A 26,352-nucleotide genomic window follows, 5' to 3' on the forward strand; every position below is an offset into this window, starting at 1 on the left:
GTGATGAGGTCGTGTCGGACGGCTCAGCGGCCGACCTTCCGACGGTGGTCCTGCGCAGCCCGGAGGACGTCCCGCGCCCGGTCGCTCGCCGCCTCGGCCTCGTCACGCGCTGCCTCGAGCCGGGTGGTCTCGGCTTCGGCCTGCTCGAGGGCACGTTGGAGCTCCGCGCGGCGCTCCTCCGCCTGTTCGAGATCGGCCTCGGCCGCGTCGAGTGCCGCGTCGGCGTCGCGCGATTCCGCACGTGCAGCGGTCTCCGCCTGGCGTGCTGCCTTCCGGTCGGCGGCCGGGTCACGCTTCGGTTCCGACTCGGGTTCGGGCTCCGGTTCGGGCTCCGGCTCCGGCTCGTCGCGTTGCGCCGGCCTGGAGGCACGGCTCGCCTTCCGCGCACCCCTCGCCTGGGAGATGGGGATCGGTGGGGCATCGCTGCCGGACCAGGCATCGGGGACGGCGTCCGGATCCGCGAGCGCCCCGTCGAGGTCGACCGCGTCGAACCCCACACTCTCGAGCGCGGTCACGAGCAGTCCCGACCGGACGGCCGCGCCGGCGTGCGGGTCCGCCATCGCCGCCTCGATCGTCGACCGGACCTGCTCGATCACCGCCGTGGTGACCGGGTGCCCTGCGTTGGAGGCCAGGTCCGCGCCGGCCTGTGCGAGGGCGTCGACGACCTCGGCGCGCTGCCGACGGAGGGTCCGGATGGCGTCGGGATCGGCGTCCGCCTGGGCCGTGCGGAGCGCCGGGCCGAGGTCCACGGCGTCGTCGAGTGCACCGTCGTGGGCGAGCAGGTCGATCACCCACGCGGCCGGGGCGGGTTTGCGGAGCTTCCCGATCGCCGTGGCCAGGGCCCGGTCGTCCTTCCGCACGGCGCGCTGCCTCGCGGTGCGCTCGGCCACGAAGTCCCCGGGGGTGACGAGCAGCAGTTCCTTGGCGACGTCCGCGAACTTCATGCCGCCAGCTTGCCCGACGGCAGGTTCAGGAACGCGGTGGTGCGACGAGGCCGTCGAGCGGCGCTCCCCCGAGCAGGTCTGCGTAGACGGCGAGGAGCGCGGGTTCGTCGATCTCCCACCGGAGCGTCTCGACGACGGCGTCCCGCCCGGCACCGGCATGGGCCACGGCGAGATCGGGGTCGTCCATGTACCGGCCGACGGCTTCGGCGAGGGCCGTCACGTCGTCGGCCGGGACCCAGGTGACGCAGTCGACGCCGGCGAGCAGTTCGCGCCAGAACGGCACGTCGGTGGCCACCACGGCCAGCCCGGCGGCCATGTACTCGAACAGCTTGGTCGGGATGGACGTGCGGTACGCGGGCGTCGGACGGAGGGGCAGCAGTCCCACGCGGCACTCGAGCAGGAGGTTCCGGGCATCGGTCGGGTGGAGGACTCCGCGGTGGTCGATCGCTCCTGCGCGGACGAGTTCGTCGAAAGCGGCCCGGTGTCCCCCGTGCTCGACCGGGCCGGCCGTGACGAGCTCCCACGTGCGTTCGGGAATGTCCGCGATCGCGCAGAGCGCCTCGAGCCCCCGGTCCCGCGAGTGGGATCCGAGGTAGACCGCCCGGGGTGCCCGCGCGAGTTCCGTTCCGAGGTCGTGCGCGCGGACGCGAGGGAGGTTTCGGACGACGGTTGTCTTCCGCGCCGGGAACCGGCGGGCGACCACGGGTGTGGCAGCGATGACACGGTCGCTGCCGCAGGCGACACGGACCAGCACGTGGGCGAGCACGATCGCAGCCGTCCGCCGACCACCCCGCAGGTACTCCTTGCCCCGGACCTGGTCGGGCAGGTCCTCGTGCGCGTCGTAGACGACCTTGCGACCCGCCAACCGGAGCACCGGCACGGCCCAGAGGAGTTCGGGGTCGTGGAGGTGGACGACCGGTGCCGACGTCCGGAGCGCCAGGGTGATCACCTGCAGACTCGACACGAGGATCCGGCGCAGGCGTGGCCGGCGCGTGATCCGCCTGACCGAGACGCCGGTCTGTTCGTCGGGAACGGTCCAGTGCGGATCGCGTCGCTCACCCTGGCGAGCGACGGCGATGAGACCGGTGCGGTACCCGATCGCCGCCGCACTGGCCGCTTCGCGCTGATGCACCCGCACGTCCGTCCAGGGGTGGGCGCTCGAGACATGGAGGACATCGAACACAGGCGGCCGTCGGATCATATATTGAGAATATCACATAGGCGTTCTCTCACCAGTCGTGGACGGTGCCGTCCGCCAAGCGGTTGAACGGCAGGTAGGCCTGTTCGTAGGGGTACTTGCCGGCCTCGTCGACGTCGAGCGACACCCCGAGCCCCGGCTGGTCGCCCGGGTGCAGGTAACCGTCGGTGAAGGTGAAGGTCTGCTCGAACACCTGGTTGGTCTGCGGACCGTGCTGCATGTACTCCTGGATCCCGAAGTTGTGGATCGCCAGCCCGAGGTGCATCTGGGCCGCGAGGCCCACCGGGGAGATGTCGGTCGGCCCGTGGAACCCGGACTTGACCTGGTACAGCGCGGCGTAGTCCATCGTCTTCTTCAGCGGGGTGACGCCGCCCATGTGGGTGACGGCACCGCGGACGTAGTCGATGAGCTGGTCGCGGATGATGTCCTTGAAGTCCCAGATGGTGTTGAAGACCTCGCCGATCGCCAACGGCGTCGTGGTGTGCTGCCGGACGAGCTTCAGGGCCTCTTGGTTCTCGGCGGGGGTGCAGTCCTCGAGCCAGAACAGGTCGTACGGCTCGAGCGACTTGCCGAGCTTGGCGGCCTGCAGCGGCGTCATCCGGTGGTGGCCGTCGTGCAGCAGCGGCAGTTCGGGACCGAACTCGTTGCGGACGGCTTCGAACACGGTGGGCACGTGGCGCAGGTAGGCGCGGGTGTCCCAGTCCTCCATCGCCGGGTACGCACCGCGCTGGGCGGGCTCGAAGTCGTAGCGGACGCCGGCGTTGCCCTCGGTGGTCCTGTTCGACGCGATGCCGTAGATGGACTCGAGGCCGGGGACACCGGTCTGCACCCGGATCGAACGGTAACCCTCTTCCTGGTGTTCGCGGATGGAGTCGAACAGCTCGGGCAGCTCCTTGCCCGAGGCGTGGCCGTACGCCATGAGCCCGGTCCGCGATGCACCGCCGAGCAGCTGGTAGAGCGGCATCCCGGCGACCTTCGCCTTGATGTCCCAGAGGGCCATGTCGACGGCGGCGATCGCGGCCATGGTGACCGGACCGCGGCGCCAGTACGACGACCGGTACAGGAACTGCCAGGCGTCCTCGATGCGGCTGGCGTCGCGGCCGACGAGCAGCGGGACGACGTGCTCGGACAGGTACGCGGAGACGGCGAGCTCACGGCCGTTCAACGTGGCGTCGCCGAGCCCGGTGACGCCGTCGGCAGTCGTGAGCTTGAGCGTCACGAAGTTCCGGTTCGGGCTGGTCACGATGACCTCGGCGCGCTCGATGAGCTGCCCGCGGTCCGCCGAGGCCCAGGTGTCCGGTCGGCCGGCGGTGGTCTCGGCCGGTCCGCTGTCGGTGGCGCCGGGGACAGGAGCCGCGGGGTTCGTGGTGTTCGTGTCGGTCATGCGTGGACTCCTCCGTTGGAGCGTTCGCGGGCGCGTGCCGCGGCGGTGCGGATGCGGTCAGCCGCCGCCGTCACGGCGGCGACCACGGGGGTGGTGTCGAGTTCGGGTGCGACGACGGCCAGGACGTCGTGCACGTCCGAGTCTGGCCCGGGGGCACCAGGGTCGTCCACCAGGTCGGGTTGCTCCGCGACGTGCAACCACCACGCGGCGAGGGCGGTGGCCGCTCCGGTGCCGATGCCGGCCGACGGGTCACGAGCGAGCCGGTGCCGCACGACGTCGACGACACGGACGGGCAGCTTCTGCGAGCCGCCGGACGCGATCTGCCGCAGGGTGTGCCGGATGCGCGGGTTGGCGAACCGCTCGACCAGGGCCGCTCGGGCGTCGGTGACCTCGGCCTCGGGCAGTGGGAGCTCGAGCGCGGCTTCGTCCCAGAGCTGCTCGACGGCGGTGCGGCAGACCGGGTCGTCCATCGCCGAGGCCACGGTGTCGTGGCCGAGCTGCAAGCCCAGGTAGGCAAGGAGCGAGTGCGAGCCGTTGAGCAGCCAGAGCTTCCGCTGCTCGTACGGGGTGACGTCGTCGACGACGCGCACCCCGGCGGTCTCCCACGCGGGGCGGTCGGTCCCGTCGAAGGCGTCCTCGAGCACCCACTCCGCGAACGGCTCGGTGACGACGGGGACCCGGTCTCCGGCGAGCGCACCCGGCAGTTCCGACAGGTGCGCGACGTCGTCGTCGGTGGTGGCCGGGGTGATCCGGTCGACCATCGAGCTCGGGAACGCGACGTTCGCCTCGATCCAGTCGCGCAGGACGTCGTCGGTGACGGCGTCGATTACGGCACCGCGCAGGACCACCCCGTTGCGCGTCAGGTTGTCGAGACTGACCAGCGCGATGCGCCCGGAGCCGGCGGCACGGCGGGCGTCGAGCCCCGCGACCAACCGCGCCGGCACGTCGGAACCGGGCCGGTAGCCCTGCTCGGTGACCGTCAGCGTGACGATGGTCGTTTCCGGGGACGCGACCACGTGCCTCCAGGCCGTGTCGTCGCTGCCCGGGTGAGCGGCCACGATCGTGTCGACCACCTCGGCTCCGTCCCCGGACGCGGCTCGGGTGACGAGCGTGTAGCGGCAGTCCTGCGCGGCCAACGCGTCCGCGGCCGCGGGCGAGCGGCCGGTGAAGGCGGTGATGCCCCACGGCTCCCCCGTGGTGTGGGCGGTGTACCAGGCGAGATGGGCGCGCGCGAAGGCCCCGACCCCCAGGTGGACGATGCCCGGACGGCGCTCCGTCATGCGGTCACCGGGACGAGCGAGCGGAGGTACGCCAGGTTGTCGGCGGTGCGGGCCCCGAGCGGCAGGTCGGTGGAGAAGTCCTCGATCGTGACCCACCCGTCGTAGCCCACCTGGCGGAGCGCGTCGAGGTACTCGGACACGGATGCCTGGCCGGTCCGCAGGGGCGCCCACTCGTGCTGCCAGATCGAGCTGCCGTCGGCACGGGTGTCTCCGGTGTCGACCCAGCGGGCGTTCTTCACGTGCGCATGCGCCAGGTACGGCCCGAGCAGCTCGAAGGCGGCGAGGTGGTCCTCGTACCCCTCGATCACGAGGTTGCCGAGGTCGTGGATGACGCCCACGTGCGCCGGATCGAGACCGTCGATCAGCCGGAGTGCCGCGGAGGCCGACGGCGTGATCGTCATGTGGTGCAGCTCGACCAGCGCCTTGACTCCGAGTTCGGCCGCGCGGTCCGCCGCCCACTCGAGGTCGGTGCGGGTGCGGTCGAAGAGTCGGGGGTAGGTCTCGCCGGTGCGTTCCTTCTCGGCCCGGTAGTTCGGCATCGTGACGCGGACCTGCCGGGCACCCAGTTCGCTGGTCACCCGCAGCATCGTCTCGACGCCGTCGTGGTCGGCGGCCGGCTGGTAGCCGCCGATGCCCGAGTACTCGAGCCCGGCGGCGTCGGTGACCCGGGCGATCTCGCCGACCCGGTCGCGGATGCCGGTGTACTGCCACGTCGAGTTGTTGCCCGCCCAGAACGAGCGCTCCGCAGGGACCTGGACGCCGTCGGCCGGGCGGTCGTCGACGATGCGCCACTCGATGCCGTCCCAACCCTGCGCGGCCAGGGTCTGGGCGGCTTCGGACGGGGTCCAGTCGGGGGTGGAGGCGGTGAACACGGAGAACTTCATCGGACTGCTCCTTCGGTTGCAGCAGCGCCCACCACGGGCACCACGTCGTCGTACTTCCCCTCGATCACGTCGTCGATGCGCACGGGGTGTCCGAGCGTCGCGCTGACGTACAGCCCGCGGACGGTGGCGAGCGACACCAGGGCCGCGTCGACGGTGACGCCCGGTTCGCGCCCCTGCCGGATCGCGTCGACGATGTCCGTGTACTGCCGAGCGTGCCCTGCGGCGAAGTGGTCGGGTTCAGCCGGGCCGCCGACGACGTGCTCGGGCGGGACGACCTGGTCCTTCTGGTCGACCGCACCGGCGACCGCGGTGGCGTTCGACGTGGTCGCGGCGGACTCGAGGGTCGCGGTGTCCGGGGCGATGTGGAAGTACGCGAGCCGGTCGTCGTCGACGATCGCGGACCCGTGCGTGCCGTACACGGCGTACCGGGCGGAGAGCCCCGGGTACGCGGCGGTCGTGCAGTGGACGACTCCGAGCGCCCCGCCGGCGAACCGGACGGTGGCGACGGCGGTGTCCTCGACCTCGATGCGGTCGTGCGCGAGGAGCCCGGTCTGCGCGGAGATCTCGACCGGGCGGCCGAGCGCCCAGACGAGCAGGTCGACGGTGTGCACGCCCTGGTTCATCACCGCGCCGCCGCCGTCGAGCGCCCAGGTGCCGCGCCAGTCACCGGAGTCGTAGTACCCCTGTGACCGGTACCAGGCGACGCTCGCGAGCCCCGAGGTCACGGTGCCGAACCCGCCGTCGTGCGCGGCCCGGGCGACGGCGGCCGACGCGGGGTCGAAGCGGTGCTGGCTGATGACGCTCGTGACGAGCCCACGGTCGCGAGCCGCTGCGGCGAGCGCCGCGATCTGCCGGGCCCGGGGCATCGTGGTGTCGAGCGGCTTCTCGATGACGACGTGCTTGCCGGCGGCCAGGGCGGCCTCGGCCAGCTGCACGTGCATGCCCGACGGGGAGCAGATGGCGACGACGTCGAAGTCGGTCTGCTCGATCGCTTCCTCGATGGTGGAGGTCGTGATCGGCCTGGCGGCACCCAGCTCCTGCACCGCGTCCGCTGCGCTGGTGGCGGCTTCGGGCACGGAGTCGACGAGGGCGACGACCTGCAGGTCGGGGTGGTGGACGGCGACCGTGGCGTGGTGGCGTCCGATGACGCCGGCGCCGACGACGGCCAGGCGGAGCGGGGTGGTGGGTTCGGTCATCGCAGGGTGACTCCGATCTGGTCGGTGAGGGTGCGGAAGGCCCGGCCGGCACGACCGAAGGCCGCGGGGCCGGAGAACCCGCCGAGGGAGGTGAAGTCGCTGAGGTGCGGCTCGAGCGAGGCGTACCCGGAGTAGCCGGCGTCGCGGAGCGCGGTGAGGGTCTGGAGCAGCTCGCCGTCCCCCTCGCCCGCCGGCACCACCGACGAGTCGGCAGCGACGGCGTCCTTGACCTGCAGGTAGTCGACGTAGGGGGCGAGCTGTGCCCAGCCGTCGGTGAACGGCTTGACGCCGCACTGTACGTAGTTCGCGTTGTCCCAGGCCAGGCGGAGGGACGAGGACCCGACGCTCTCGACGATGTCGAGCACCCGTGCGGGGACGTCGCCGTAGATGTCCTTCTCGTTCTCGTGCAGCAGGGTCACCCCTTCGCGCTCGGCGAGGTCGGCCAGCGCCCGCATCCGAACGAGGACGTCGTCGCGGACGTCGTCGGGCGTGCGGCCCTCGAAGTAGAACGAGAAGATCCGGATGTTCGTCGTGCCGAGGGCGTGCGCGGCACGGATCGCACGGGCGAGCCGTGACACCTCGTGCTCGACGGGTTCGTCGACGGGCACCTTGCCGATCGGTGACGCGATCGCGGACACGGTCTGTCCGCGCTCCTCGAACAAGCGGTGCAGGCCGGCGAGCTGGTCCTCGTCGAGGTCGACGACGTTCACACCCCAGGCGCTGCGGACCTCGATGGCGCTCGCGCCGAGCGCCTGCAGGACCGCGACCTGGACGACCGGGTCGGCGTCGATCTCGTCGCCGAAACCGGAGAGTTCCCAACTGGGCTGGGTCATTGCATTCCCTTCATGCGACCAGCCTGGAGGCGCGGGGCGGGCTGGCACCGCGCCTCCAGGCAGTCTGTGGACAAATCGGCAGACTGCACAGCGCTACTTGACGGAGCCGGCGGTGAGCCCGCCGACCAGGTAGCGCTGGAAGATCAGGTACAGGGCGACGACGGGGACCGCGCAGACGATCGAAGCGGCCATCATCTGGCCGTAGATCGGGACGGCGCCGCCCTCTTGGGTGGTGCCGAGCACCTGCAGGACGACGGCGACCGTCCGGGTGTTCGGGGTCGTCATGATCGTGGAGAACAGGACGTCGTTCCAGCCGAGCAGGAAGGCGAAGATCGCGGACACGACGATGCCCGGCCACGACAGCGGGAGCACGATCTTCGTCAGGATCTTCGTCGAGCTGGCGCCGTCGATGCGCGCCGCTTCTTCGAGTTCCTTCGGCAGGCCGCGCAGGTACGTGACCATCACCCACGTCGAGAACGGCAGGGCGAAGGTCAGGTAGGTGACGAACAGGCCCCAACGGGTGCCGATGATCTGCACGCCGGTGGCGCTGGCGATGTTCGAGAACACCACGAAGACCGGCAGGAGCAGGAGCGTGCCCGGGATCGACTGCAGGGCGAGGAGCCCACGCAGGATGGTCAGCCGCCCGAGGAACCGGAACCGGACGAGCACGTAGGCCGTCGACACGGCGAGCGCGGCACTCGCGACGGCGACGGCACCGGCGGTGAGCATCGAGTTCACCAGTCCCTCGCCGAGGGCGACGGTGGACCAGATCTCGACGTAGTTCGACAGGGTGAACTCGGACGGGAAGTACTCGCCGCGGGCGACGGCGACGTCGGAGTTGACCGAGCCGAACAGGATGTAGAGCACCGGGACGGCGATGAACGCGATGATCACCGCGATGACGGTGACGAGCAGCCAGCGCGGCAGCAGCCGGGTGACGTCGGTGTCGTAGGGGCGCTTGCTCCGTCGCCCGCCGTCGCCGGTCGTGATGCTCTCGGTGAGCGTCGCGGTGGGGCGGGTGCGGGTGCTGAAGGACGTGCTCGGGGTGGTCATGCGCGTGCTCCGTCGATGTCGGCGGCGGTCGGGGCGGCTGCGAGCGTGGCGCGGTCGGCGCGACGCTGCTTCCGGTTGGGGCCGGCGTCGTCGCCGGTGTCGAGCTTGACCGCCCGCAGGTAGACGAACAGCGGGATCGCCACGATCACGAGCGAGCAGATCGCCATCGCCGCGGACAGGCCGAAGCGGAACGACTGGAAGCTCGCGATGTACGTCAGGACGGGCATCACCTCGACGCTGGACGGCAGCGGGATGCCGAACAGCACGAACGGCAGCGTGAAGTTGTTGATGTTGTGCAGGATCGAGATGATCACCGCGAGGCTGAGGGGTCCGCGCAGGTACGGGAAGATGATGTACCGCAGCTTCGCCCACCAGGTCACCCCGTCGAGCGCGGCGGCCTCGTGCACCTCGTTGTCCACGGCCTGCAGGCCGGCCAGGGACAGCAGGTAGACGAAGGGCCAGCTCGTCCAGATCATCACGCCGGCGAGCGCCCAGTACGACGCCGAGCCGTTCAGCCACAGCACGTCGGTGTGCAGGATCGAGTTCACGACCCCCTGCGGCTGGAGCATCGTGCGGAAGAACGTGCCGACGACGAACGCGGGGAGCACGTACGGGATCAGGTAGATCGAACGGACGAGCCCGCGACCGGGGAACCGGTTCTGCGTCGAGATCGCGGCGGCGACCCCGATCGGCACGGTCACCGCCGTGACGAGCACCGACAGCGACACCGAGATCCAGATGGAGTGCAGCAGCGGCGAGTTCGTGAACGCCTCGGTGAAGTTGGCCAGCCCGACGAACGGGGCGCTGAACCACTGGCGGAGCGTGTACTGGTCGAGGTCGAGCATCGCGATCCAGAAGCCCACCAGGAGCGGCACCACGATGACGGCGAGCATGAGGACCCCGCCGGGCAGGAGCATCCACAGCGGGCGCTCCCGTTTGTAGAGGGGCGTCTTGCCGGCCGGGCGGACCGGCCGGGGCGGCGCCGCGTCGGTGCGGGGCCTGGTCTGCGTGCTGGTCATCACAGACCTCCGTTCTTCTGACGGTCGAGGGTGGCCTGGGCGTCCTTCTGGGCGTCCTGCAGTCGCTTGCGGAGTTGGTCGTCGGTGACCTCGCCGGACTTCAGCGACGGGATCGACTGCACGACCACGTCGACCAGGGCGAGCTGGATGTCGGACCAGGCGCCGGTGAACGCGGTCGGCTTGGACAGGCGACCGGCGTCGATGATCGGCTTGAGCTGCGGGTTGTCGGCCGCCAGGTCGGCGGCGGCCGAGGCGTTGGTCGGCAGGTTGCCGAACAGGTCGTAGTACTCGAGCTGGGCCTTCGGGGCGCTGAGCTGCTCGACGAACGCGAACGACAGCTCCTGCTTGGTGCCGTAGTCGGCGACGACCCAGTTGTCGCCGGACAGGATGCTGGCTGCCTCGATGCCGTCGGACGGCCGTTCGGACGCCCCCGGCGGGACGGTGGGCAGCAGGGCGAACTCGTACTTGCCGTCGACCTCGGTGTCCTGGAACGAGTTGATGGCGGTGGTGGTCGTCATCGGGAAGAACGCCGCCTTGCCCTCGGTGAACTGTGCGAGCGCCTGGGCGTTGTTCCACCCGATCGCGGCCGGGTCGACGACACCGTCCTTCGTCACCCAGTCGAAGTAGGTGCGGTAGGCGTTCTCGACGGCCTCGCTGTCGATCTCGGCCTTCGAACCGTCGACGATCGTGTTGCCCGCGTTCTGGGCCATCCCCCACACGAACTTCCAGGGGTCGAAGCCGTCGGCGTAGGCGATCGCCATACCGTGGCGTCCGTCACCCGTGGTGGCCTTCGCGTCGGCAGTCAGCTCGTCCCACGTCGTGGGCATGTCGGTGATGCCGGCCTTCGCGAGCAGGTCCTTGTTCACCGCCATCACGAACGGACGGCTGGCGAACGGGATCCCGATCTGCTTCGACGCACTCGGACCGGAGATGCCGAACGACGCGGGGTCGAACTGGTCCTTGCCGCCGATCGCGTCCCACTCCTTCGTGCCCATCTCGACGAAGGCACCGGTGGCGTACGCGGTCGGGGTGAAGGTGGTGCCGATCGCGTAGACGTCGGGGCCCTGCCCGGAGATGACGCTCGTCTGGATCGCGGTCAACTCCTCCTGCGCGGACGAGTAGGTCTCCCACTGGATGTCCGCACCGGTCGTGCGCTTGAACTCGGCGGCGGTCTCCCGCTGCCACTGCTTGCGTTCCTTGGGGTAGGTGGTGTCCGCGCCCATCATCACGCGGAGGGTGTTCGGGTCGTCGCCGCTGCCGTTCACCACGGCACATCCCTGCAGGGACAGTGCGGTGAGGGCGACCACGGCGACGGCACCGATGAGGGTGCGGACTTGCAGTCTTCGCGTCTTCACGGGGGTTTCCTCCTCGAGACCTCCTCCGAGCGGCGCTGCTCGGTGGCACCACTGTTCCGCCGTTGGCAACATGCGGCAACCGGTTGCCACTTGTTGCCAGACGCGAATACGTTCGGCCTCGTGAAGGACCTCTCGACGGACGGCGGCGGGCGCACGGGCGGTGCCGCGGGCACCGCCGCTGGTGCCGCGCGTCGCGTCACCATCCGCGACATCGCCGACGCCACCGGGGTCGCCGCGTCCACCGTCTCCCGCGCCCTGTCCCTGCCCGACCGGGTCAACCCCGTCACCCAGGAGCGCATCCAGCGGGCGGCCCGCGAGCTCGGCTACGTCGCCAACTCGCAGGCCCGGGCGCTGACCTCCGGCCGCACCCGCGCCGTCGCCGTGCTCGTGTCCGACATCACGAACCCGTTCTACTTCGACGTCATCCGGGGCACCCAGCACCAGCTCGCCGGGGCCGGCTGGACGCAGCTGCTCGTCGACACCGAGGAGTCCGCCGACGCCGAGATGGCCGCACTCACCGCCGTGGGGGCGAAGGCCGACGGGGTCGTGCTCACGGCGTCACGCCTGTCCGACGCGCAGATCGCACGGTTCGCCGAGCGGGTCCCCCTGGTCGTCGTGAACCGTCGGCCCACCGGCGTGCCCTCGGTGCTCATCGACACCCCCGGCGGGGTGGAGCAGGCGGTGCAGCACCTGGTGTCGCTGGGACACCGGGAGATCCTGTACGTCGCCGGGCCGGACAGCTCGTGGTCCAACGAGCGTCGCTGGCGCGCGCTCGTGCAGGTCGCCAAGCGCCTGGGGATCCGCGTCGCCCGGGTCGGGCCGCACGCACCCTTCGTCGACTCCGGCGCCGCGGCCGCCGACGCCGCCGTGCACGCCGGTGCGACCGCGTGCATCGCCTTCAACGACCTGATCGCCATCGGGATGCTCGCCCGACTGCGGGAGCGCGGGCTCCGCGTCCCCGAGGACATGAGCATCGTGGGCTGCGACGACATCTTCGGCGCCGACTTCTGCAACCCACCGCTCACCACGATGACGTCGCCGATCGAGCGGGCCGGCCGGGTCGCGATCCGGATGCTGCTCGGACGGCTCGGCGCCCTGCCCGCCGACGAACTGCCCGGGGAGCACATGTCCGGCGCGGTCGCCCTGCCCACCCACCTGACCGTGCGCGAGTCGACCGGGCCCGCACCCGCCTCGGCACACCGTCCGTCCTGAAGGAGTCGATGATGACCCAGACCAGCAGCACCACCCGGCTCACACCGCACCCCGATCGGTTGTTCCCCGCCGACCCCGGGGCGCGAGCCGTGGCACGCACCGTGTACGAAACGGTCAGGGATGCCCCGATCATCTCGCCGCACGGGCACGTCGATGCGGCGCTGATCGCCTCGGACCAGCCGTTCAGCGACCCCGCGTCGCTGCTCATCACCCCCGACCACTACGTACTCCGCCTGCTGCACGCGAACGGGGTGGACCTGGCCGCGCTGGGACGCGCGGACCTGTCGGGAACGCATGGCGTGCCTCCAGGCCGAACCATCTGGCGGCAGCTGGCGGAGCACTGGGACGACTTCCTCGGGACCCCCGTGCGCTACTGGTTCGAGACGGAGCTGCACGACGTCTTCGGACTCGACCAGGCGCCGTCCGCCGCGAACGCGGACGACCAGTACGACCACATCGCCGGCCTGCTGGCGTCCCCCGCCTTCCGGCCACGCGCGCTCTTCGACGCCTTCGGCATCGAGGTGCTCGCCACCACGGACGACCCGGCGGACGACCTCGCTGCGCACGCGCAGCTCGCGGCGGACCGCGGCTTCACCGGCCGGGTGCTCCCCACGTTCCGTGCGGACGCCGTGTTCGACCCGACGCGGTCGGACTGGAGGCCCGTGGTCGCGTCGATCGGCGAGGCCGCCGGCATCGACACGGGCACCCACGCAGGGCTGTTGGCGGCTCTCCGCGCACGTCGCCGGTACTTCATCGAGCACGGCGCGACCGCCACGGACACCGGGGTGCTCGACGCGGGCTCCGCTCCCCTGCCGTCGAACGAGCGGGAACGCATCCACGCGGCGGCGCTGCACGATGCGTCGTCGGTCACCGAGGCCGAGGCAACGGCGTACCGGCACGACATGCTCTACCGCTGGGCGGAGATGAGCGTCGAGGACGGCCTCGTCATGCAGCTGCACCCCGGGGTGATCCGGAACCACCACACCCCGACGCTCGAGCGCTTCGGGCCGGACACCGGGCACGACCTGCCGGCCGTCGGGTCCTTCACCGAGCCGCTCCGGCCGCTGCTCGAGTCCTTCGGCACCGCTCCCGGGTTCCACCTGGTGCTCTTCACCGTCGACGAGACCGTCTTCTCGCGCGAGATCGGACCGCTCGCGGGCTTCTACCCCGCGGTGTACGCGGGCGCACCGTGGTGGTTCATCGACACCCCCGCAGCGATCGGCCGCTACCGGTCGGCCGTCACCGACTCGGCGTCGTTCACGAAGACCTCCGGGTTCATCGACGACACCCGCGCGTACTGCTCGATCCCGGCGCGGCACGACATGGCCAGGCGGGCGGACGCGGCGTACCTGGCATCGCTCGTGGTCACGCGCCAGGTCTCCGAGGAGGACGCCGTGCGCACCGCGCAGCGCATCGTCTCCGACATCCCGCGGGCGACGTTCAAGCTCTGACGCGGGGTGGCCGCGGCGGGGGTGCTGCCGCGCGGTGCGAGGTTCCGTGCTTGGTGCTGCTGGGTGGTGCGAGGTTCCGTGCTCGGTGCGAGGGCTGCCGGGTCGCACGGAACACGGAACCTCGCACGGTTCGGCGCTGCGGCGGTACGGTCGGCGCATGACGGAGCGGGTGCCGGCGGCGTACAGCGCTCGAGCTGACGAGTACGCGGCGCTGCTCGGGTCGATGGACGCCGTCCACCCGGACGACCGAGCCCTCGTCGACGCCTGGGCAGCCGGTCGCAGCGGTCCCCTGCTCGACGCGGGGTGCGGCCCCGGGCACTGGACGGCGCACCTCGCACGGCAGGGGCACCGTGTCAGCGGCATCGACGCGGTGCCGGAGTTCGTCGAGCACGCACGACGGACGCACGGCGCCTCGGTCGACTTCCGGGTCGGTTCGCTCGACGTGCTCCCGCTCGCGGACGGCAGCATCGACGGAGTCCTGGCCTGGTACTCGGTGATCCACCACGAACCGTCGCGGATCGGTGGGGCACTCGCCGAGTTCCGCCGGGTGCTCACCACCGGCGGCGGGCTGCTGCTCGGGTTCTTCGAGGGCGCCGCGGCCGAAGCGTTCGACCACGCGGTCGTCCTCGCGTACCGCTGGCCGGTCGCGTCCCTGGTGGCGCTGCTGGACGAAGCGGGCTTCGACGTCGTGGACGTCCGTACCCGCACGGACCCGGGGCACCGGCCGCACGGGGCGATCAGTGCGGTGCGCCGCTGATCGCTGTCCGTTCCAGCGGCGGGTCAGGCGTCCGCGACCATCGTGCTCAGAGCCGCAGCGATCTCCGGCACGGCATCGAGTTCCCCCTCGGCGATCGCGACGATGAAGTCGTACGCCTGATCGTTGGAGGCGTGGAGCCGGGCCCCGTTCACACCGAGGAAGACCACGAGCAGCATCAGCCCGAGGCGCTTGTTGCCGTCGACGAGGGCGTGGTTGCGGACGGCGGAGTGGACGAGCGCCGCTGCTTTCTCGACCAGCGTCGGGTAGGCGTCGCTCCCGCCCGCCGACGCGGCGGGTCGCGCGACCGCCGCCTCGAGCAGTCCGACGTCGCGGATCGCGGAGTCGGCCCCCAGGGTCCGTCGAGCGACGTGCAATGCCTCGTCGGTCGTGAGGTAGATCACTTGCCGAGTTGTTCGAGCGCCTCGGCGTAGCGCGGGAGTTCTCGGTCGAGGATGCCGTCGATCAGATCGCTGCGGCTGTGCTGCTCGACGTACTCGCGGATGGCGGCGCGGGCGACGTCCTGCATCGAGCGCTCCTCGAGGTCAGCACGCTTGCGCAACGCCGCTGCCTCGGCATCGTCGAGTCGGAGGGTCATGGCCATGGGGTCGATGGTATCAAAGGTGGTACCTGAACGGGCGGCAGTGATCGTGGTCATGGAGCGACGGTACGAGCGTCCCCCTCGACGCGGACGGTGCTGGGGATCGGTTGGGGATGACGACGGCCGCGCTGCGCCCTGTGGAGGAACTGCCAGGATCCGTCGCAGGTCGTCGAGGTTCGTCAGCCGGCGGTGACCGCGAGCGCGGCGAGGATCTCCCGCACGGTGTCGTCGACCGATCCGTCGATCGACACCGCGACGGCGGCCTCGTCGGGCTGCGGCCGCTCGAGGGTCGCGAACTGGGAGTCGAGCAGCGTCGTCGGCATGTACTCGTGCTGGCGGTGGGACTGCCGTTCGGCGATGAGGTCGCGCGACCCGTCGAGGAAGGCGATGACGAGACCCGGCGCGGACTCGCGCAGACGGTCCCGGTAGGCGCGCTTGAGCGCGGAGTTCGCCATCACGCACCGCGACCCGTCCGACTCGACCGCGGCGATCCGTTCGGCGCAGGCATCGAGCCACGGCCAACGGTCCTCGTCGGTGAGCGGGATGCCCTGCCGCATCTTCTCCTTGTTGGCGACCGGGTGCAGGTCGTCGGCGTCGACGAAGACGCACGGTTCGCCCTGCGCGACGAGGGCGTCGGTGAGCGCCTGGCCGATGGTGGACTTGCCGGAGCCGGAGACCCCCATCACGAGGACGGGCGGGTGGACAGCGAGCTCGCTCATCCCTCCACAGTATTGCTCCGGTGAACTCTGGTCCTCAGTTCCCGGAACACCTGTGCGATCCCAGACCACCGGTCGTAGGTTGGGCGCCAACGTCAGGACAAAGGAGACCCTCGTGGCAGACAACAACGGTCAGGCGAACATCGGAGTCGTCGGACTCGCAGTGATGGGCTCGAACCTCGCCCGCAACCTCGCATCGCGCGAAGGCAACACGGTGGCGGTCTACAACCGCACGTACGCCCGCACCGAGGAACTGCTCCAGGAGCACGGCGACGCCGGGTTCATCGCGTCCGAGGACATCGACGGGTTCGTCGCCTCGCTGTCGAAGCCCCGGACCGCCATCATCATGGTGCAGGCCGGCAAGGGCACGGACGCCGTGATCGGGCAGCTCGCCGAACGGTTCGAACCGGGCGACATCATCGTCGACGGCGGCAACGCGAACTTCCACGACACCATCCGACGTGAGCACGACCTGCGCGAGAAGGGCCTGAACTTCGTCGGTACCGGCATCTCCGGTGGTGAAGAGGGTGCGCTCAAGGGCCCGTCGATCATGCCCGGTGGCTCGAAGGAGGCCTGGGAGACGCTCGGGCCGATCCTGAAGTCGATCGCCGCGGTGGCCGAAGGTGAACCGTGCGTGACCCACATCGGCACCGACGGCGCCGGCCACTTCGTCAAGATGGTGCACAACGGCATCGAGTACGCCGACATGCAGCTCATCGCCGAGTCGTACGACCTGCTCCGTCGCGTCGGCGGGCTCTCGGTGGAGGACCTGGTGCAGGTGTTCGACGAGTGGAACAAGGGCGACCTCGAGTCCTACCTGATCGAGATCACCGGCGAGGTCCTCAAGCAGCGCGACGCCGACACCGGCAAGCCGCTCGTCGACGTCATCCGTGACGCGGCCGGCTCGAAGGGCACCGGCGTCTGGACCGTGCAGAACGCCGTCGGTCTCGGCATCCCCGTCTCCGGCATCGGCGAAGCCGTGTTCGCCCGCGCCGTCTCGTCGAAGCCGACGCAGCGTGCCGCCGTGCAGCAGTCGATCAAGAACCGTCCGCAGATCGCCGAGGTGCCGGACACCTTCGCCGACGACGTCCGTGCGGCGCTCTACGCCTCGAAGGTCGTCGCGTACGCGCAGGGCTTCGACCTCATCATCGCCGGGGCGAAGGAGTACGGCTGGGACATCGACCTCGGCAACGTCGCGAGGATCTGGCGGGGCGGCTGCATCATCCGCGCCCAGTTCCTGAACCGCATCGTCGAGGCGTACGCCGAGAACCCGAAGCTCGAGTCGCTGTTGGCCGACCCGTACTTCGCGAACGCGGTGGCCGAGGGCGAAGCCGCCTGGCGCCGCATCGTCGGCATCGCGGCTGCATCGGGCGTCCCCGCGCCGGGCTTCTCGTCCGCGCTGTCGTACTTCGACTCGCTCGCGTCCGACCGTCTGCCGGCGTCGCTGATCCAGGGCCAGCGCGACTTCTTCGGCGCGCACACCTACCAGCGCATCGACAAGGACGGCACCTTCCACACGCTGTGGTCCGACGACGATCGCCGCGAGGTCGAGCAGGAGCCGTCCACGCACTGATGACCGCGCCCGCTGCCGACCACCGAGGTCGGTAAGGGTCATCGCAAGGAGGGCCTCGCTGACCCCGGGGCCCTCCGCCGCGTCAGGCGACGATGCGTTCCCGCGCCAGGTCGGCGACGAGTCGATCCAGCCGCGGACCGCGCCCGAGCAGCCGACGCGAACCCGGAGCGGTCCGGACCAAGAAGGTCGCCACGGCCGGGGTGTCATCCGGCCGCACGTGGTGGATCGCCACCGCACACGCGCGGCGAGCACCACCGGAACCGCCGGATCGCCCCGAGCCGTCCGAGCCGTCGACGCCTTCCGCCACGTCTTCGAGCCCCACGTGCACGACGCGACTCCACCGGATCACGAGCAGCCGGGTCGCCCGTCGTTCGTCGAGTTCCCACAGGGAGGCCTCGGTGGCGCCGAAGGCCCAGGTCACGCGGGACCCGAGGTGGGTGTCCGGACGGACTTCGTCGACGACGCCACGGAGTTCCGGTGTCGGCGCCGCCGGCACGAGCCACACCGTCGGGTCGATCCGCCGGATGGCGAGCGCGAGCGCCTCGTCCGCCTGCCGCCGCCGTGCCGTCGCGGTCCGCACGACAGCGACCACGATGACCACGACGCCGAGGGCGATCGCGCCGAACTCGACGATGCCGTACCAGGAGAGGTCGACACCCGGCGCCGTCGAGACGACGACGATCCGGGTGATCAGGAGGGCCAGCCAGACGGCGACGATGACCCAGCGCAGGGTGGCCAGTCGACGCGCCGGAGACATCGGTGTCCGCCGTGCACCGCGGGCACGACCGGACCGCGGGACACCATCCGGACGCTGCAGCACGGTCCGATCCTCCCACGAGCCGCGCGCCACCTGCTGGCCGATCCCGATGAACGCGCGGGGAAGCACGCACACACAGCCCACGAGCGGCCGGGCGACCTACGCTCGGGCGGTGACCACCGAGACGACGGACGAACCGATCGGTCGACCGACGGCGAGCCCGTCGGACGGCCCGGGCTGGCCCGACGGCCGTACCACCCGATCGTGGACGCTGATCGCCGCCGTCGTCGGCGTCGTGGCCGCCGCTGCGTTCCTCGGTGTCGCCGAGTTCGGCGCGCTGCTGCTCGGCGGAGCGGGCAGCCCCCTGGTGGCCGTCGGGTCCGCTGTCATCGACCTCGCGCCCCCGGGTGCGAAGGACTTCATGGTCGCCGTGTTCGGCACCGGGGACAAGGTCGCCCTGTTCGTGCTCATGACGGTGATCGTCATCGCGATCAGTGCCGGTGCCGGTGTCCTCGAACGTGTGCGCCCACCCTTCGGTGCCCTCGTGTTCGCCGCCGGTGGTGTGCTGGCGCTGCTGGCCGTCAGCACCCGCTCGGGCAGCGGGACGCTCGACGGCGCCCCGACGGTCCTCGGCATCGCGGCGGCCGTGGTCGTCCTGCGCCTGCTGCTCCAGCGGCTGCGCCGGTGGGAGGCCGCGGCGACCGTGCCGACGGCGGCACCGCGCCCCGCCTCGGCGGAGCGCCGCACGTTCCTGGTCTGGGGCGTCGCGACGGCGACCGTCGCGGTCGTGGTGGGTACCGCCTCCCGGCTGGGCTCGTCCGCGATGCAGGCGGCCGCTGCTGCCAGGCGGGCCATCCGGCTGCCCGCGGCGGCGGCCGCTGCACCGGCGGTCCCCGCGGGTGCGTCGCTCGACGTCGACGGCATCACCCCGTACATCACGCCGAACGCCGACTTCTACCGGATCGACACGGCCCTGCGTGTGCCCATGGTCGACCCCGCCGAATGGTCGCTGCGCATCCACGGCGCGGTCGAGAACGAGATCACGCTGACGTGGGACGAGCTGCTCGCGCTGCCCCTCGAGGAGCACGTCGCCACCCTGAGCTGCGTGTCGAACGAGGTGGGCGGTGACCTCATCGGCACGGCCCGCTGGCTGGGCTACCCGATCCGGAAGCTCCTCGCCCAGGCACGTCCGACGGGCGATGCCGACATGGTGCTCTCACGGAGCATCGACGGATTCTCCGCCGGCACCCCGCTCGACGTGCTGCAGGACGACGGCACCGCGGCGCTGCTCGCGGTCGGGATGAACGGCGAGCCCCTGCCGACCGAGCACGGGTTCCCGGTGCGGATGGTCGTGCCGGGCCTGTTCGGGTACGTCTCGGCGACGAAGTGGGTCACCGAGCTCGAGGTCACCCGGTTCGCCGACGCGCAGGGCTACTGGACACCGCGTGGTTGGTCGGAGCGTGGCCCGGTCAAGCTCGAGTCCCGCATCGACACCCCGCGGAACGGGTCGACGGTGACCGCGGGCAAGCCCGTGGCGATCGCCGGGGTCGCGTGGCAGCCGCACAAGGGCGTGAAGGCCGTCGAGGTCCGCGTCGGAGGCGGCGACTGGCAGCGCGCCGAACTCGCCGACTCCGTCTCCGCGGACACCTGGCGACAGTGGGTGGTGCGGTGGACGCCCCCCGCCGGTTCGCACCGCATCGAGGTGCGGGCGACCAGCGCCGACGGCGAGGTGCAGACGAGCGTGGACCGGCCGCCGGCACCGAACGGGGCGACGGGCTGGCACACGGTGACGGTCGACGCGCGCTGACGGTGCGGGAACGGGGTGGCGCGACACGCCACGTGCGTCGCGCCGGGGGCGCAGGAAGCGTCGGTTCGCGGGCGCGCGGGCGACACTTCGTGCCGCCTCGGCGAACGTGAGCGGCATGTCGTGACCGCTCGGCACCGGCGCGCTCCCATCACGCCACGGCCTGGAGGCCCGGTGCCGGCCCGTCCCGCCCCTCACCCTGGGCCTCGCGACACGCTGCGTGCCTCGCGCCGGGGGTGCAGAAAGCGTCGGTTCGCGGACGCGCAGGCGACACTTCGTGCCGCCTCAGCGAACCTGAGCGGCATGTCGTGACCGCTCGACGCCGGGGTTCGGCGGGCAGGCTCAGGGTCAGGCAGGCAGGGTCGCGACGACGCAGGTGCCGTCGACCTCGGCGTCCCGCTCGACCACGGCGGAGAAGCCGGCGGCCGAGAAAGCAGTGGCGGACGCCTCGGCCTGGGCCTCGGACACCTCGATCACGACGGCGCCACCGGGGCGGAGCCACTCCCCCGCGCCCGCCGCGATCCGCCGGTGCAGATCGAGGCCGTCCGCACCACCGTCGAGGGCGACGCGGTGTTCGTGCTCGCGCGCTTCCGTGGGCATGAGTTCGATGGAGCCCGTCGGCACGTAGGGGGCGTTCACCGCGATGACCGTCACGGCCCCGCGAAACCGCTCCGGCAGCGGCGCGAACAGGTCACCGGCGACGACGATGCCGCGGTCGCCGATGTTCTCGGCCGCGACGTCGACGGCGTCCGGGTCGATGTCGGTGGCGACGAGGTCGAGTGCGCCGACACGACCGAACAGGGCGACCGAGATCGCACCGGCGCCGCAGCACAGGTCGACCACGCGGTCGTAGCGCTGCAACCGCCGCACAGCCTGCTCGACGACGACGGTGGTGCGGGCGCGCGGCACGAAGACCCCGGGGGTCACCCGGATGCGGTGCCCGTCGAAGGCGGCCCAACCGAGCACGTACTCGAGCGGCTCACCGGCCAGTCGGCGCTGCACGAGCGTCCGGAGCCGCACCGGCTCACCGTCGCCGGCCTCGAGCAACAGGTCGGCTTCGTCCTCGGCGAAGACGCTCCCCGCGGCCCGGAGCCGGGCCGCGAGGGCGTCACGCGCGGGGTGGGTCAAGCGGCGCCGTCGAACATCGAGGTCACCGAGCCGTCGTCGAAGACCTCGTGGATGGCACGGGCGATGAGCGGGGCGATCGGCAGGACCTCGAGGCGGTCCCAGCGCTTCTCCATCGGCAGCGGCAGGGTGTCGGTCACGACCACGCGGTCGATGAACTCGCTCTGCAGCAGCTCGGTGGCGGGGTCCGAGAACACGGCGTGGGTCGCGGCGACGACGACACCCGTGGCGCCGGCGTTCTTGAGCGCCTCGGCCGCCTTGGCGATCGTGCGGCCGGTGTCGATGAGGTCGTCGACGAGCAGGCACACGCGACCGCTGACGTCACCGACGATCTCGTGCACCGAGACCTGGTTCGGCACGAGCGGGTCACGGCGCTTGTGGATGATGGCGAGCGGGGCGCCGAGCTTCTCGGACCAGATGTCAGCGACGCGGACGCGGCCCATGTCGGGCGACACGACGGTCAGGGTCTTCGGGTCGAGGATCTGCCGGAAGCGCTCCAGCAGCACCGGCATGGCGAACAGGTGGTCGACCGGGCCGTCGAAGAAGCCCTGGATCTGCGCGGCGTGCAGGTCGACGCTCATGATCCGGTGCGCGCCGGCGGCCTTGAACAGGTCGGCGACGAGACGGGCCGAGATCGGCTCGCGGCCGCGGCCCTTCTTGTCCTGGCGGGCGTAGGGGTAGAACGGCGCGACGACGGTGATGCGCTTCGCCGAGGCACGCTTCAGGGCGTCCACCATGATGAGCTGCTCCATGAGCCACTCGTTGATGGGCGCGGTGTGCGACTGGATGACGAAGGCGTCGCAGCCACGGACCGACTCGTCGAAGCGGGCGTAGAGCTCACCGTTCGCGAAGGTCCGGGCATCGGTCGGCACGAGGTCGACCCCGAGCTCCTCCGCGATCTCGGCAGAGAGCGTCGGGTGTGCTCGCCCCGAGACGAGGACGAGTCGTTTCTGGCCGGTTGTCTTGATTCCGGACAAGTGCGGTGCTCACTCCCTGACCCACGAGGGGTCGATGTCGGCGACGGGTGGTCGCCGGGATCTATTCGCCGTTCGCGAGCCGAGCAGCCTCGGCCGCCGGTGTGCCGGGTCGGTGTTCCTCGACCCATCCGTCGGTGTTGCGCTGTGGGGCGTAGCTGATCGCGAGCGATCCAGCCGGAACGTCCTTGCGGACGGTGGTCCCGGCGCCGGTGTACGCACCGTCACCAATCCTAACGGGGGCGACGAACACGTTGTGCGAGCCTGTACGGACGTTCGAGCCGACCTCGGTGCGGTGCTTGTGCACGCCGTCGTAGTTCGCGGTGATGGTGTTCGCGCCGATGTTCGAGTCCTCGCCCACCTCGGCGTCGCCGATGTAGGACAGGTGCGGGACCTTGCTGCCGCGGCCGATCCGGGCGTTCTTCGTCTCGACGAAGGTGCCGATCTTGCCGTCGTCGCCGAGGATCGTGCCCGGCCGCAGGTAGGCGAAGGGGCCGACGGAGGCACCGTCACCGATCACCGCGAGGGTCGCGTCGACCCGGTTCACCGTGGCGCGGGCACCGACCTCGGTGTCGCGGAGCGTGCAGTCCGGCCCGACGACGGCACCGGCGGCGATCGCGGTGGCACCGATGAGCTGGGTGCCGGGCAGGATCTCGGCGTCGGGTTCGATGGTGACGTCGAGGTCGATCCAGGTGGTCGCCGGGTCCTGCACGGTGACGCCGGCGAGCTGGTGGCGGCGGACGATCCGGGCGTTGAGTTCGCGTGCGGCGTCGGACAGCTGCGCGCGGTCGTTGATGCCGGCGACGAGCCACGGATCGGTCAGGGTGACCACGTCGATGCGCCCGCCGCGCTCGCTGATCAGCGCGGGGGCGTCGGTGATGTACTTCTCGCCCTGGGCGTTCGCCGTGGTGAGCGACGGCAGGGCGGCGCGGAGGCGTGCCACGTCGAACGCGTAGATGCCCGCGTTCGCCTCGGTGATGGTCAGCTGCTCGGCCGTCGCGTCCTTGTGCTCGACGACGCTGACGAAGGCGCCGGAGGCATCCCGAACGATCCGTCCGAGGCCGGTCGGGTCCGGGGCGATGGCACTCACGAAGGTCGCCCCGTTGCCTCCGCCGACGTGGGCGTCGACCAGGAGCCGGAGCGACGCCGCGTCGAGCAACGGGACGTCGCCGGAGAGCACCACGACGGCGCCGTCGAAGTCGGCGGGCAGCGCTTCGACCGCCACCTCGACCGCACGGCCGGTGCCGGGGACGTCGTCCTGGTCGACGACGATCGCGTCGGGGGCACGCTCGACGACCTCGGCGGCCACCCGGTCGCGCTCGTGCCGCACGACGACGGCGACGTGCTCGGGGCTGAGCGACGACGCCGTGCGCAGGACGTGCCCGATGAGCGGCAGCCCGGCGAGCCGGTGCAGCACCTTGGGCGTGGACGACTTCATGCGCGTGCCCTGCCCGGCGGCGAGGACGACGACGGCGATGCGCTGGTCGGTCATGCACCCATCCTGGCGCACCGCGGCCCGGGACGCGCGACGCGACCACGGCCCTGGGCGGAACCGTGCGCACAACCGCAGCCTGTGGAGGGAGGCACGCTGCGCCTCCAGGCCGGGCCGACAGCACGCCGGGTCAGGGCAGCGGGACCTGTGGTTCCCGCTTGACGAAGGCCATCAGCACCAGCCCGGCGATGAGGACGACGACCACGCCGAGGATCCCGAAACGGGTCGACCCGCCGACGGTCACCGCGACGCCGAACAGCGCCGGCGCGAGGAACGACGCGGCCCGGCCCGTGGTGGCGTAGAGGCCGAACAGCTCGCCCTCGCGGCCCGGGGTCGCCAGCCGCGCCAGGTAGGCGCGGGACGACGACTGCACGGGGCCGACGAACACGGCGAGCGTCAGCCCGAGCACCCAGAACCACTGCGTCTCGTTGCCGGCGGCGAAGACCCCGATCCCGCACAGCGCGAGTCCGACGAGCGAGACCATGATGAGCGCACGCGACCCGAACCGGTCGTCGAGCCGTCCGGACACGAACGTCGCGATGCCGGCGACCACGTTCGCGGCGATGGCGAACAGGATGACCTGGGACGGACTGAACCCGAACACCTGGGCGGCGACGATCCCGCCGAACGTGAAGACGGCCCCGACGCCGTCGCGGAACACCGCGCTGGCGAGCAGGAACGCGAGGACGTTGCGCCGCTCCCGCCACAGCCGTGCGATGTCACGGCCGAGGTCCGCGTAGGCACTGAGCACGCCGCCTCCACGGGTGCGGTCGGGCACCGCCTCGGGCACGGTGAGGAACAGCGGGATCGAGCTGACGGCCAGCCACACGGCGGCGATGCCGATCGCGACGCGGACGTCCCACTGCCCGGTGGCGACCGTCGCCGGCAGCTGCAGGAGCCCGCCGACGACCCCGTCGCCCCGGAAGTCCTGGATGCAGAGCACGAGCAGCAGCACGAGCAGCACGATGCCGCCGAAGTACCCGGCGGCCCACCCGATCGCGGAGACGCGGCCGGTGCGTTCCCCGGAGGCGACCTGGCCGATCATGGCGTTGTAGCCCACGCTCGCGATCTCGTACGCGACGGTCCCGATGCCGAGCAGGGCTGCGCCGAGCAGCAGGTACGGCTGGCTCGGCGCGACGAAGACCATGCCGCCGATCGACAACGCGACGCCGATCGTGGCGATGAGGACCGACCGGCGGCGGTGCCCGGAGGAGTCCGCGAGCCGCCCCATGGCCGGCGCCACGAGCGCGACGACGATCCCCGCGATGGTCAGTGCGGTGGACACGACGGCGGCGTTGTGCGCGAGCTCCCGCTCCACGACCGCCTTGCCCGCGGCCGACGTGTCGCCGACGAGCGCCGGGTCCACGAACGCCCGGCTGGCCAGGTACGTGCTGAACACGAAGGTGGTGACGACCGCGTTGAACGCGGCGGAACCCCAGTCCCAGAGCGCCCAGGAGACGAGCGCGCGCCGGTCGGTGCGCTGCGGCACGACGGCGGCCGGTGAAGCGGTCATGCGCGAACCGTAGCGCGTCCCGGTGACGCGCCGGTGGCCCCGTTCCGGGTCACGCGCCGGACGGGAGGCGCGGGACGGGCCCGCCCCGTGCCTCCAGTCCGCACCGTGGGTGCGTCGAGAGCCCGCGCGCTCAGGCGGGGACGCCGCCGGGGTAGACGACGGACTTGAGCGACTCCGGGTCGGTGTCGCTCTCGAGGGCCTCGCGCACGTCGTCGAGCCCGAAGCGACCGGTGACGAGCGAGTCGAGGTCGACCTGCCCGGACGCGACCAGCTCGATGGCGACCGGCCACGTGTTCGTGTACCGGAAGATCCCGGTGACCGTGACCTCGAGGTTCTGGATGTGCTCGACCGGCAGCGACATCTCGGAGTTGCCGAGCCCGACCAGCACCGCGGCACCCGCCGGACCGACCGCCTTGATGCCGTCCGACACCGCGCGGGGCGCTCCGCTGGCGTCGATGAACGCGTCGACGGGGACGATGTCGGACGCGACGGACACGGCGGTGGGGTCGACGACCTCGGTGGCGCCGTACTCGAGCGCCCGAGCACGACGCTCCGGCACCAGGTCGCTGACGACGATGCGCGACGCGCCGAAGGCCTTCGCGACCTGCGCGCAGATGATGCCGATCGGACCGGCACCGGCGATGAGCACCGACGATCCGGGAACGATGCCGGCCTTGCGGACCGCGGCGATGCCGACGGACAGGGGCTCGAGGAGCGCGCCGGCCTCGAACGAGACGGTGTCGGGCAGGAGGTGCGCGAACTCGGCCTCGATGGTGACGAACTCGGTGAAGGCGCCGTCGACCGGCGGCGTCGCGTAGAAGCGCATGTGCGGGCAGAGGTTGTAGCGACCGGCCAGGCACTGCGCGCAGCGGTGGCAGGGGCGCTGCGGCTCGATGGCGACGCGCTCCCCCACCCGGGACGGGTCGACGCCCTCGCCGACGGCCTCGATCGTGCCGGAGAGCTCGTGCCCGAGGACGAGGGGCTCCTCGACGACGAAGTCGCCGATGCGGCCGTGGCGGTAGTAGTGCACGTCGGAGCCGCAGACACCCACGGCGGCGACCCGGACGAGCACGTCGCCGGGGTCGACGGCGGGGACGGGGCGGTCCTCGACGGTGAGGTCCTGGGTGCCGAGCAGGACGCTGGTGCGCTGGGTGGAGGTCATGCGGTTCTCGCTTCCTCGGCCGCGTCGTCGCGGCCGGACGTGTGGGTGGTGGAGTGTCTCTTATACACATCT

The 26,352-nt window shown here is 71.4% G+C and carries 24 protein-coding genes; 5 read left to right on the plus strand and 19 right to left on the minus strand.

The genetic code is table 11. The annotated features are described in order from the left end of the window. Positions 1-23: 23 nt before the first annotated feature. The 10 genes from DEJ17_RS14665 to DEJ17_RS14710 all read right to left on the minus strand — a co-directional run bounded on the left by DEJ17_RS14665 (position 24) and on the right by DEJ17_RS14710 (position 11,146). Positions 24-944, minus strand: coding sequence for a hypothetical protein (locus DEJ17_RS14665; protein WP_110894924.1), 921 nt, complete (start codon positions 942-944; stop codon positions 24-26). 25 nt (positions 945-969) lie between these two features. Beyond that, positions 970-2,127: a glycosyltransferase gene (locus tag DEJ17_RS14670; RefSeq protein WP_181421221.1), complete on the minus strand. Its 1,158-nt coding sequence runs from the start codon at positions 2,125-2,127 to the stop codon at positions 970-972. A gap of 46 nt (positions 2,128-2,173) precedes the next feature. Beyond that, positions 2,174-3,526, minus strand: a complete 1,353-nt coding sequence (gene manD / locus DEJ17_RS14675) for a D-mannonate dehydratase ManD (RefSeq protein WP_258366832.1) — start codon at positions 3,524-3,526, stop codon at positions 2,174-2,176. Then, positions 3,523-4,806 carry a mannitol dehydrogenase family protein gene (locus tag DEJ17_RS14680; protein ID WP_110894926.1) on the minus strand — a complete coding sequence of 428 codons (1,284 nt, stop codon included), beginning with the start codon at positions 4,804-4,806 and terminating at the stop codon, positions 3,523-3,525. Before DEJ17_RS14680 ends, manD begins: the two co-directional genes overlap by 4 nt. Beyond that, entirely contained in the window at positions 4,803-5,690 is an 888-nt protein-coding gene (locus tag DEJ17_RS14685; protein WP_110894927.1) for a sugar phosphate isomerase/epimerase, read from the minus strand. Before DEJ17_RS14685 ends, DEJ17_RS14680 begins: the two co-directional genes overlap by 4 nt. Further along, on the minus strand, positions 5,687-6,886 hold the full coding sequence (locus DEJ17_RS14690; protein WP_110894928.1) for a Gfo/Idh/MocA family protein: 1,200 nt from the start codon (positions 6,884-6,886) through the stop codon (positions 5,687-5,689). Before DEJ17_RS14690 ends, DEJ17_RS14685 begins: the two co-directional genes overlap by 4 nt. Beyond that, positions 6,883-7,719 (minus strand): sugar phosphate isomerase/epimerase, encoded by an 837-nt coding sequence (locus DEJ17_RS14695; protein ID WP_110894929.1) that lies wholly within the window; start codon positions 7,717-7,719, stop codon positions 6,883-6,885. The genes DEJ17_RS14690 and DEJ17_RS14695 overlap by 4 nt, the downstream gene beginning before the upstream one ends. 93 nt (positions 7,720-7,812) lie before the next feature. Beyond that, on the minus strand, positions 7,813-8,772 hold the full coding sequence (locus DEJ17_RS14700; protein WP_220033660.1) for a carbohydrate ABC transporter permease: 960 nt from the start codon (positions 8,770-8,772) through the stop codon (positions 7,813-7,815). Beyond that, positions 8,769-9,791 (minus strand): carbohydrate ABC transporter permease, encoded by a 1,023-nt coding sequence (locus tag DEJ17_RS14705; RefSeq protein WP_110860751.1) that lies wholly within the window; start codon positions 9,789-9,791, stop codon positions 8,769-8,771. Before DEJ17_RS14705 ends, DEJ17_RS14700 begins: the two co-directional genes overlap by 4 nt. Beyond that, the gene (locus tag DEJ17_RS14710) at positions 9,791-11,146 is read right to left on the minus strand and encodes an ABC transporter substrate-binding protein (protein ID WP_181421222.1); all 1,356 of its coding nucleotides are present in this window, start codon (positions 11,144-11,146) and stop codon (positions 9,791-9,793) included. The genes DEJ17_RS14705 and DEJ17_RS14710 overlap by 1 nt, the downstream gene beginning before the upstream one ends. Before the next feature lie 120 nt (positions 11,147-11,266). Here DEJ17_RS14710 and DEJ17_RS14715 point away from each other — a divergent pair, with 120 nt between their 5' ends. The 3 genes from DEJ17_RS14715 (at position 11,267) to DEJ17_RS14725 (ending at position 14,566) form a co-directional block, all read left to right on the plus strand. Beyond that, complete coding sequence (locus tag DEJ17_RS14715) at positions 11,267-12,358, plus strand: LacI family DNA-binding transcriptional regulator (RefSeq protein WP_181421223.1); 1,092 nt, start codon at positions 11,267-11,269, stop codon at positions 12,356-12,358. Between the two features lie 11 nt (positions 12,359-12,369). Beyond that, the gene (gene uxaC, locus DEJ17_RS14720; protein WP_110894930.1) at positions 12,370-13,809 is read left to right on the plus strand and encodes a glucuronate isomerase; all 1,440 of its coding nucleotides are present in this window, start codon (positions 12,370-12,372) and stop codon (positions 13,807-13,809) included. 157 nt (positions 13,810-13,966) lie between these two features. After that, positions 13,967-14,566, plus strand: a complete 600-nt coding sequence (locus DEJ17_RS14725) for a class I SAM-dependent methyltransferase (protein ID WP_110894931.1) — start codon at positions 13,967-13,969, stop codon at positions 14,564-14,566. A gap of 23 nt (positions 14,567-14,589) precedes the next feature. Here DEJ17_RS14725 and DEJ17_RS14730 read toward each other — a convergent pair whose 3' ends face one another. The 3 genes from DEJ17_RS14730 to DEJ17_RS14740 form a co-directional block, all read right to left on the minus strand. Beyond that, entirely contained in the window at positions 14,590-14,967 is a 378-nt protein-coding gene (locus DEJ17_RS14730) for a type II toxin-antitoxin system death-on-curing family toxin (protein WP_110894932.1), read from the minus strand. Next, positions 14,964-15,221 carry a ribbon-helix-helix domain-containing protein gene (locus tag DEJ17_RS14735; protein ID WP_258366833.1) on the minus strand — a complete coding sequence of 86 codons (258 nt, stop codon included), beginning with the start codon at positions 15,219-15,221 and terminating at the stop codon, positions 14,964-14,966. The genes DEJ17_RS14730 and DEJ17_RS14735 overlap by 4 nt, the downstream gene beginning before the upstream one ends. 122 nt (positions 15,222-15,343) lie before the next feature. Beyond that, a complete protein-coding gene (locus DEJ17_RS14740) occupies positions 15,344-15,883 on the minus strand; it encodes a gluconokinase (protein WP_110894933.1) in 540 nt (179 codons plus the stop codon). Between the two features lie 112 nt (positions 15,884-15,995). On the opposite strand from DEJ17_RS14740, the gene gndA reads away from it, so the two are divergent. Beyond that, positions 15,996-17,453: an NADP-dependent phosphogluconate dehydrogenase gene (gene gndA / locus DEJ17_RS14745; RefSeq protein ID WP_110894934.1), complete on the plus strand. Its 1,458-nt coding sequence runs from the start codon at positions 15,996-15,998 to the stop codon at positions 17,451-17,453. A gap of 82 nt (positions 17,454-17,535) precedes the next feature. Here the strand turns inward: gndA and DEJ17_RS14750 are convergent, their stop codons facing one another. Continuing rightward, positions 17,536-18,273: a hypothetical protein gene (locus DEJ17_RS14750; RefSeq protein WP_146239732.1), complete on the minus strand. Its 738-nt coding sequence runs from the start codon at positions 18,271-18,273 to the stop codon at positions 17,536-17,538. A gap of 109 nt (positions 18,274-18,382) precedes the next feature. Between DEJ17_RS14750 and DEJ17_RS14755 the strand changes: the two genes are divergently transcribed. Further along, complete coding sequence (locus DEJ17_RS14755; protein WP_110894936.1) at positions 18,383-20,017, plus strand: molybdopterin-dependent oxidoreductase; 1,635 nt, start codon at positions 18,383-18,385, stop codon at positions 20,015-20,017. Positions 20,018-20,362: 345 nt separating this feature from the next. Here the strand turns inward: DEJ17_RS14755 and DEJ17_RS14760 are convergent, their stop codons facing one another. From DEJ17_RS14760 to DEJ17_RS14780, 5 genes are all read right to left on the minus strand, one after another. Continuing rightward, positions 20,363-21,142, minus strand: a complete 780-nt coding sequence (locus DEJ17_RS14760) for a putative protein N(5)-glutamine methyltransferase (protein ID WP_110894937.1) — start codon at positions 21,140-21,142, stop codon at positions 20,363-20,365. Continuing rightward, on the minus strand, positions 21,139-22,116 hold the full coding sequence (locus DEJ17_RS14765; RefSeq protein WP_110894938.1) for a ribose-phosphate diphosphokinase: 978 nt from the start codon (positions 22,114-22,116) through the stop codon (positions 21,139-21,141). Before DEJ17_RS14765 ends, DEJ17_RS14760 begins: the two co-directional genes overlap by 4 nt. 61 nt (positions 22,117-22,177) lie before the next feature. Then, a complete protein-coding gene (glmU, locus tag DEJ17_RS14770; protein ID WP_110894939.1) occupies positions 22,178-23,605 on the minus strand; it encodes a bifunctional UDP-N-acetylglucosamine diphosphorylase/glucosamine-1-phosphate N-acetyltransferase GlmU in 1,428 nt (475 codons plus the stop codon). Positions 23,606-23,735: 130 nt separating this feature from the next. Further along, on the minus strand, positions 23,736-25,118 hold the full coding sequence (locus DEJ17_RS14775) for an MFS transporter (protein WP_110894940.1): 1,383 nt from the start codon (positions 25,116-25,118) through the stop codon (positions 23,736-23,738). A gap of 130 nt (positions 25,119-25,248) precedes the next feature. Beyond that, a complete protein-coding gene (locus DEJ17_RS14780; RefSeq protein WP_110894941.1) occupies positions 25,249-26,280 on the minus strand; it encodes an NAD(P)-dependent alcohol dehydrogenase in 1,032 nt (343 codons plus the stop codon). Positions 26,281-26,352 lie beyond the last annotated feature (72 nt).

Origin of the sequence: Curtobacterium sp. MCSS17_011, assembly GCF_003224275.1 — a bacterium.
Taxonomy (GTDB): Bacteria; Actinomycetota; Actinomycetes; order Actinomycetales; family Microbacteriaceae; genus Curtobacterium.

What these genes read in the sequence shown, in the direction of transcription:
- DEJ17_RS14695 (WP_110894929.1), bottom strand. Translation starts at nt 7,719, where the DNA reads ATGACCCAGCCCAGTTGGGAACTCTCCGGTTTCGGCGACGAGATCGAC.
- DEJ17_RS14700 (WP_220033660.1), bottom strand. Translation starts at nt 8,772, where the DNA reads ATGACCACCCCGAGCACGTCCTTCAGCACCCGCACCCGCCCCACCGCG.
- DEJ17_RS14725 (WP_110894931.1), top strand. Translation starts at nt 13,967, where the DNA reads ATGACGGAGCGGGTGCCGGCGGCGTACAGCGCTCGAGCTGACGAGTAC.
- DEJ17_RS14665 (WP_110894924.1), bottom strand. Translation starts at nt 944, where the DNA reads ATGAAGTTCGCGGACGTCGCCAAGGAACTGCTGCTCGTCACCCCCGGG.
- glmU (WP_110894939.1), bottom strand. Translation starts at nt 23,605, where the DNA reads ATGACCGACCAGCGCATCGCCGTCGTCGTCCTCGCCGCCGGGCAGGGC.
- DEJ17_RS14780 (WP_110894941.1), bottom strand. Translation starts at nt 26,280, where the DNA reads ATGACCTCCACCCAGCGCACCAGCGTCCTGCTCGGCACCCAGGACCTC.
- DEJ17_RS14735 (WP_258366833.1), bottom strand. Translation starts at nt 15,221, where the DNA reads ATGACCACGATCACTGCCGCCCGTTCAGGTACCACCTTTGATACCATC.
- uxaC (WP_110894930.1), top strand. Translation starts at nt 12,370, where the DNA reads ATGACCCAGACCAGCAGCACCACCCGGCTCACACCGCACCCCGATCGG.
- DEJ17_RS14775 (WP_110894940.1), bottom strand. Translation starts at nt 25,118, where the DNA reads ATGACCGCTTCACCGGCCGCCGTCGTGCCGCAGCGCACCGACCGGCGC.
- DEJ17_RS14690 (WP_110894928.1), bottom strand. Translation starts at nt 6,886, where the DNA reads ATGACCGAACCCACCACCCCGCTCCGCCTGGCCGTCGTCGGCGCCGGC.
- manD (WP_258366832.1), bottom strand. Translation starts at nt 3,526, where the DNA reads ATGACCGACACGAACACCACGAACCCCGCGGCTCCTGTCCCCGGCGCC.
- DEJ17_RS14680 (WP_110894926.1), bottom strand. Translation starts at nt 4,806, where the DNA reads ATGACGGAGCGCCGTCCGGGCATCGTCCACCTGGGGGTCGGGGCCTTC.
- DEJ17_RS14685 (WP_110894927.1), bottom strand. Translation starts at nt 5,690, where the DNA reads ATGAAGTTCTCCGTGTTCACCGCCTCCACCCCCGACTGGACCCCGTCC.
- DEJ17_RS14705 (WP_110860751.1), bottom strand. Translation starts at nt 9,791, where the DNA reads ATGACCAGCACGCAGACCAGGCCCCGCACCGACGCGGCGCCGCCCCGG.
- DEJ17_RS14740 (WP_110894933.1), bottom strand. Translation starts at nt 15,883, where the DNA reads ATGAGCGAGCTCGCTGTCCACCCGCCCGTCCTCGTGATGGGGGTCTCC.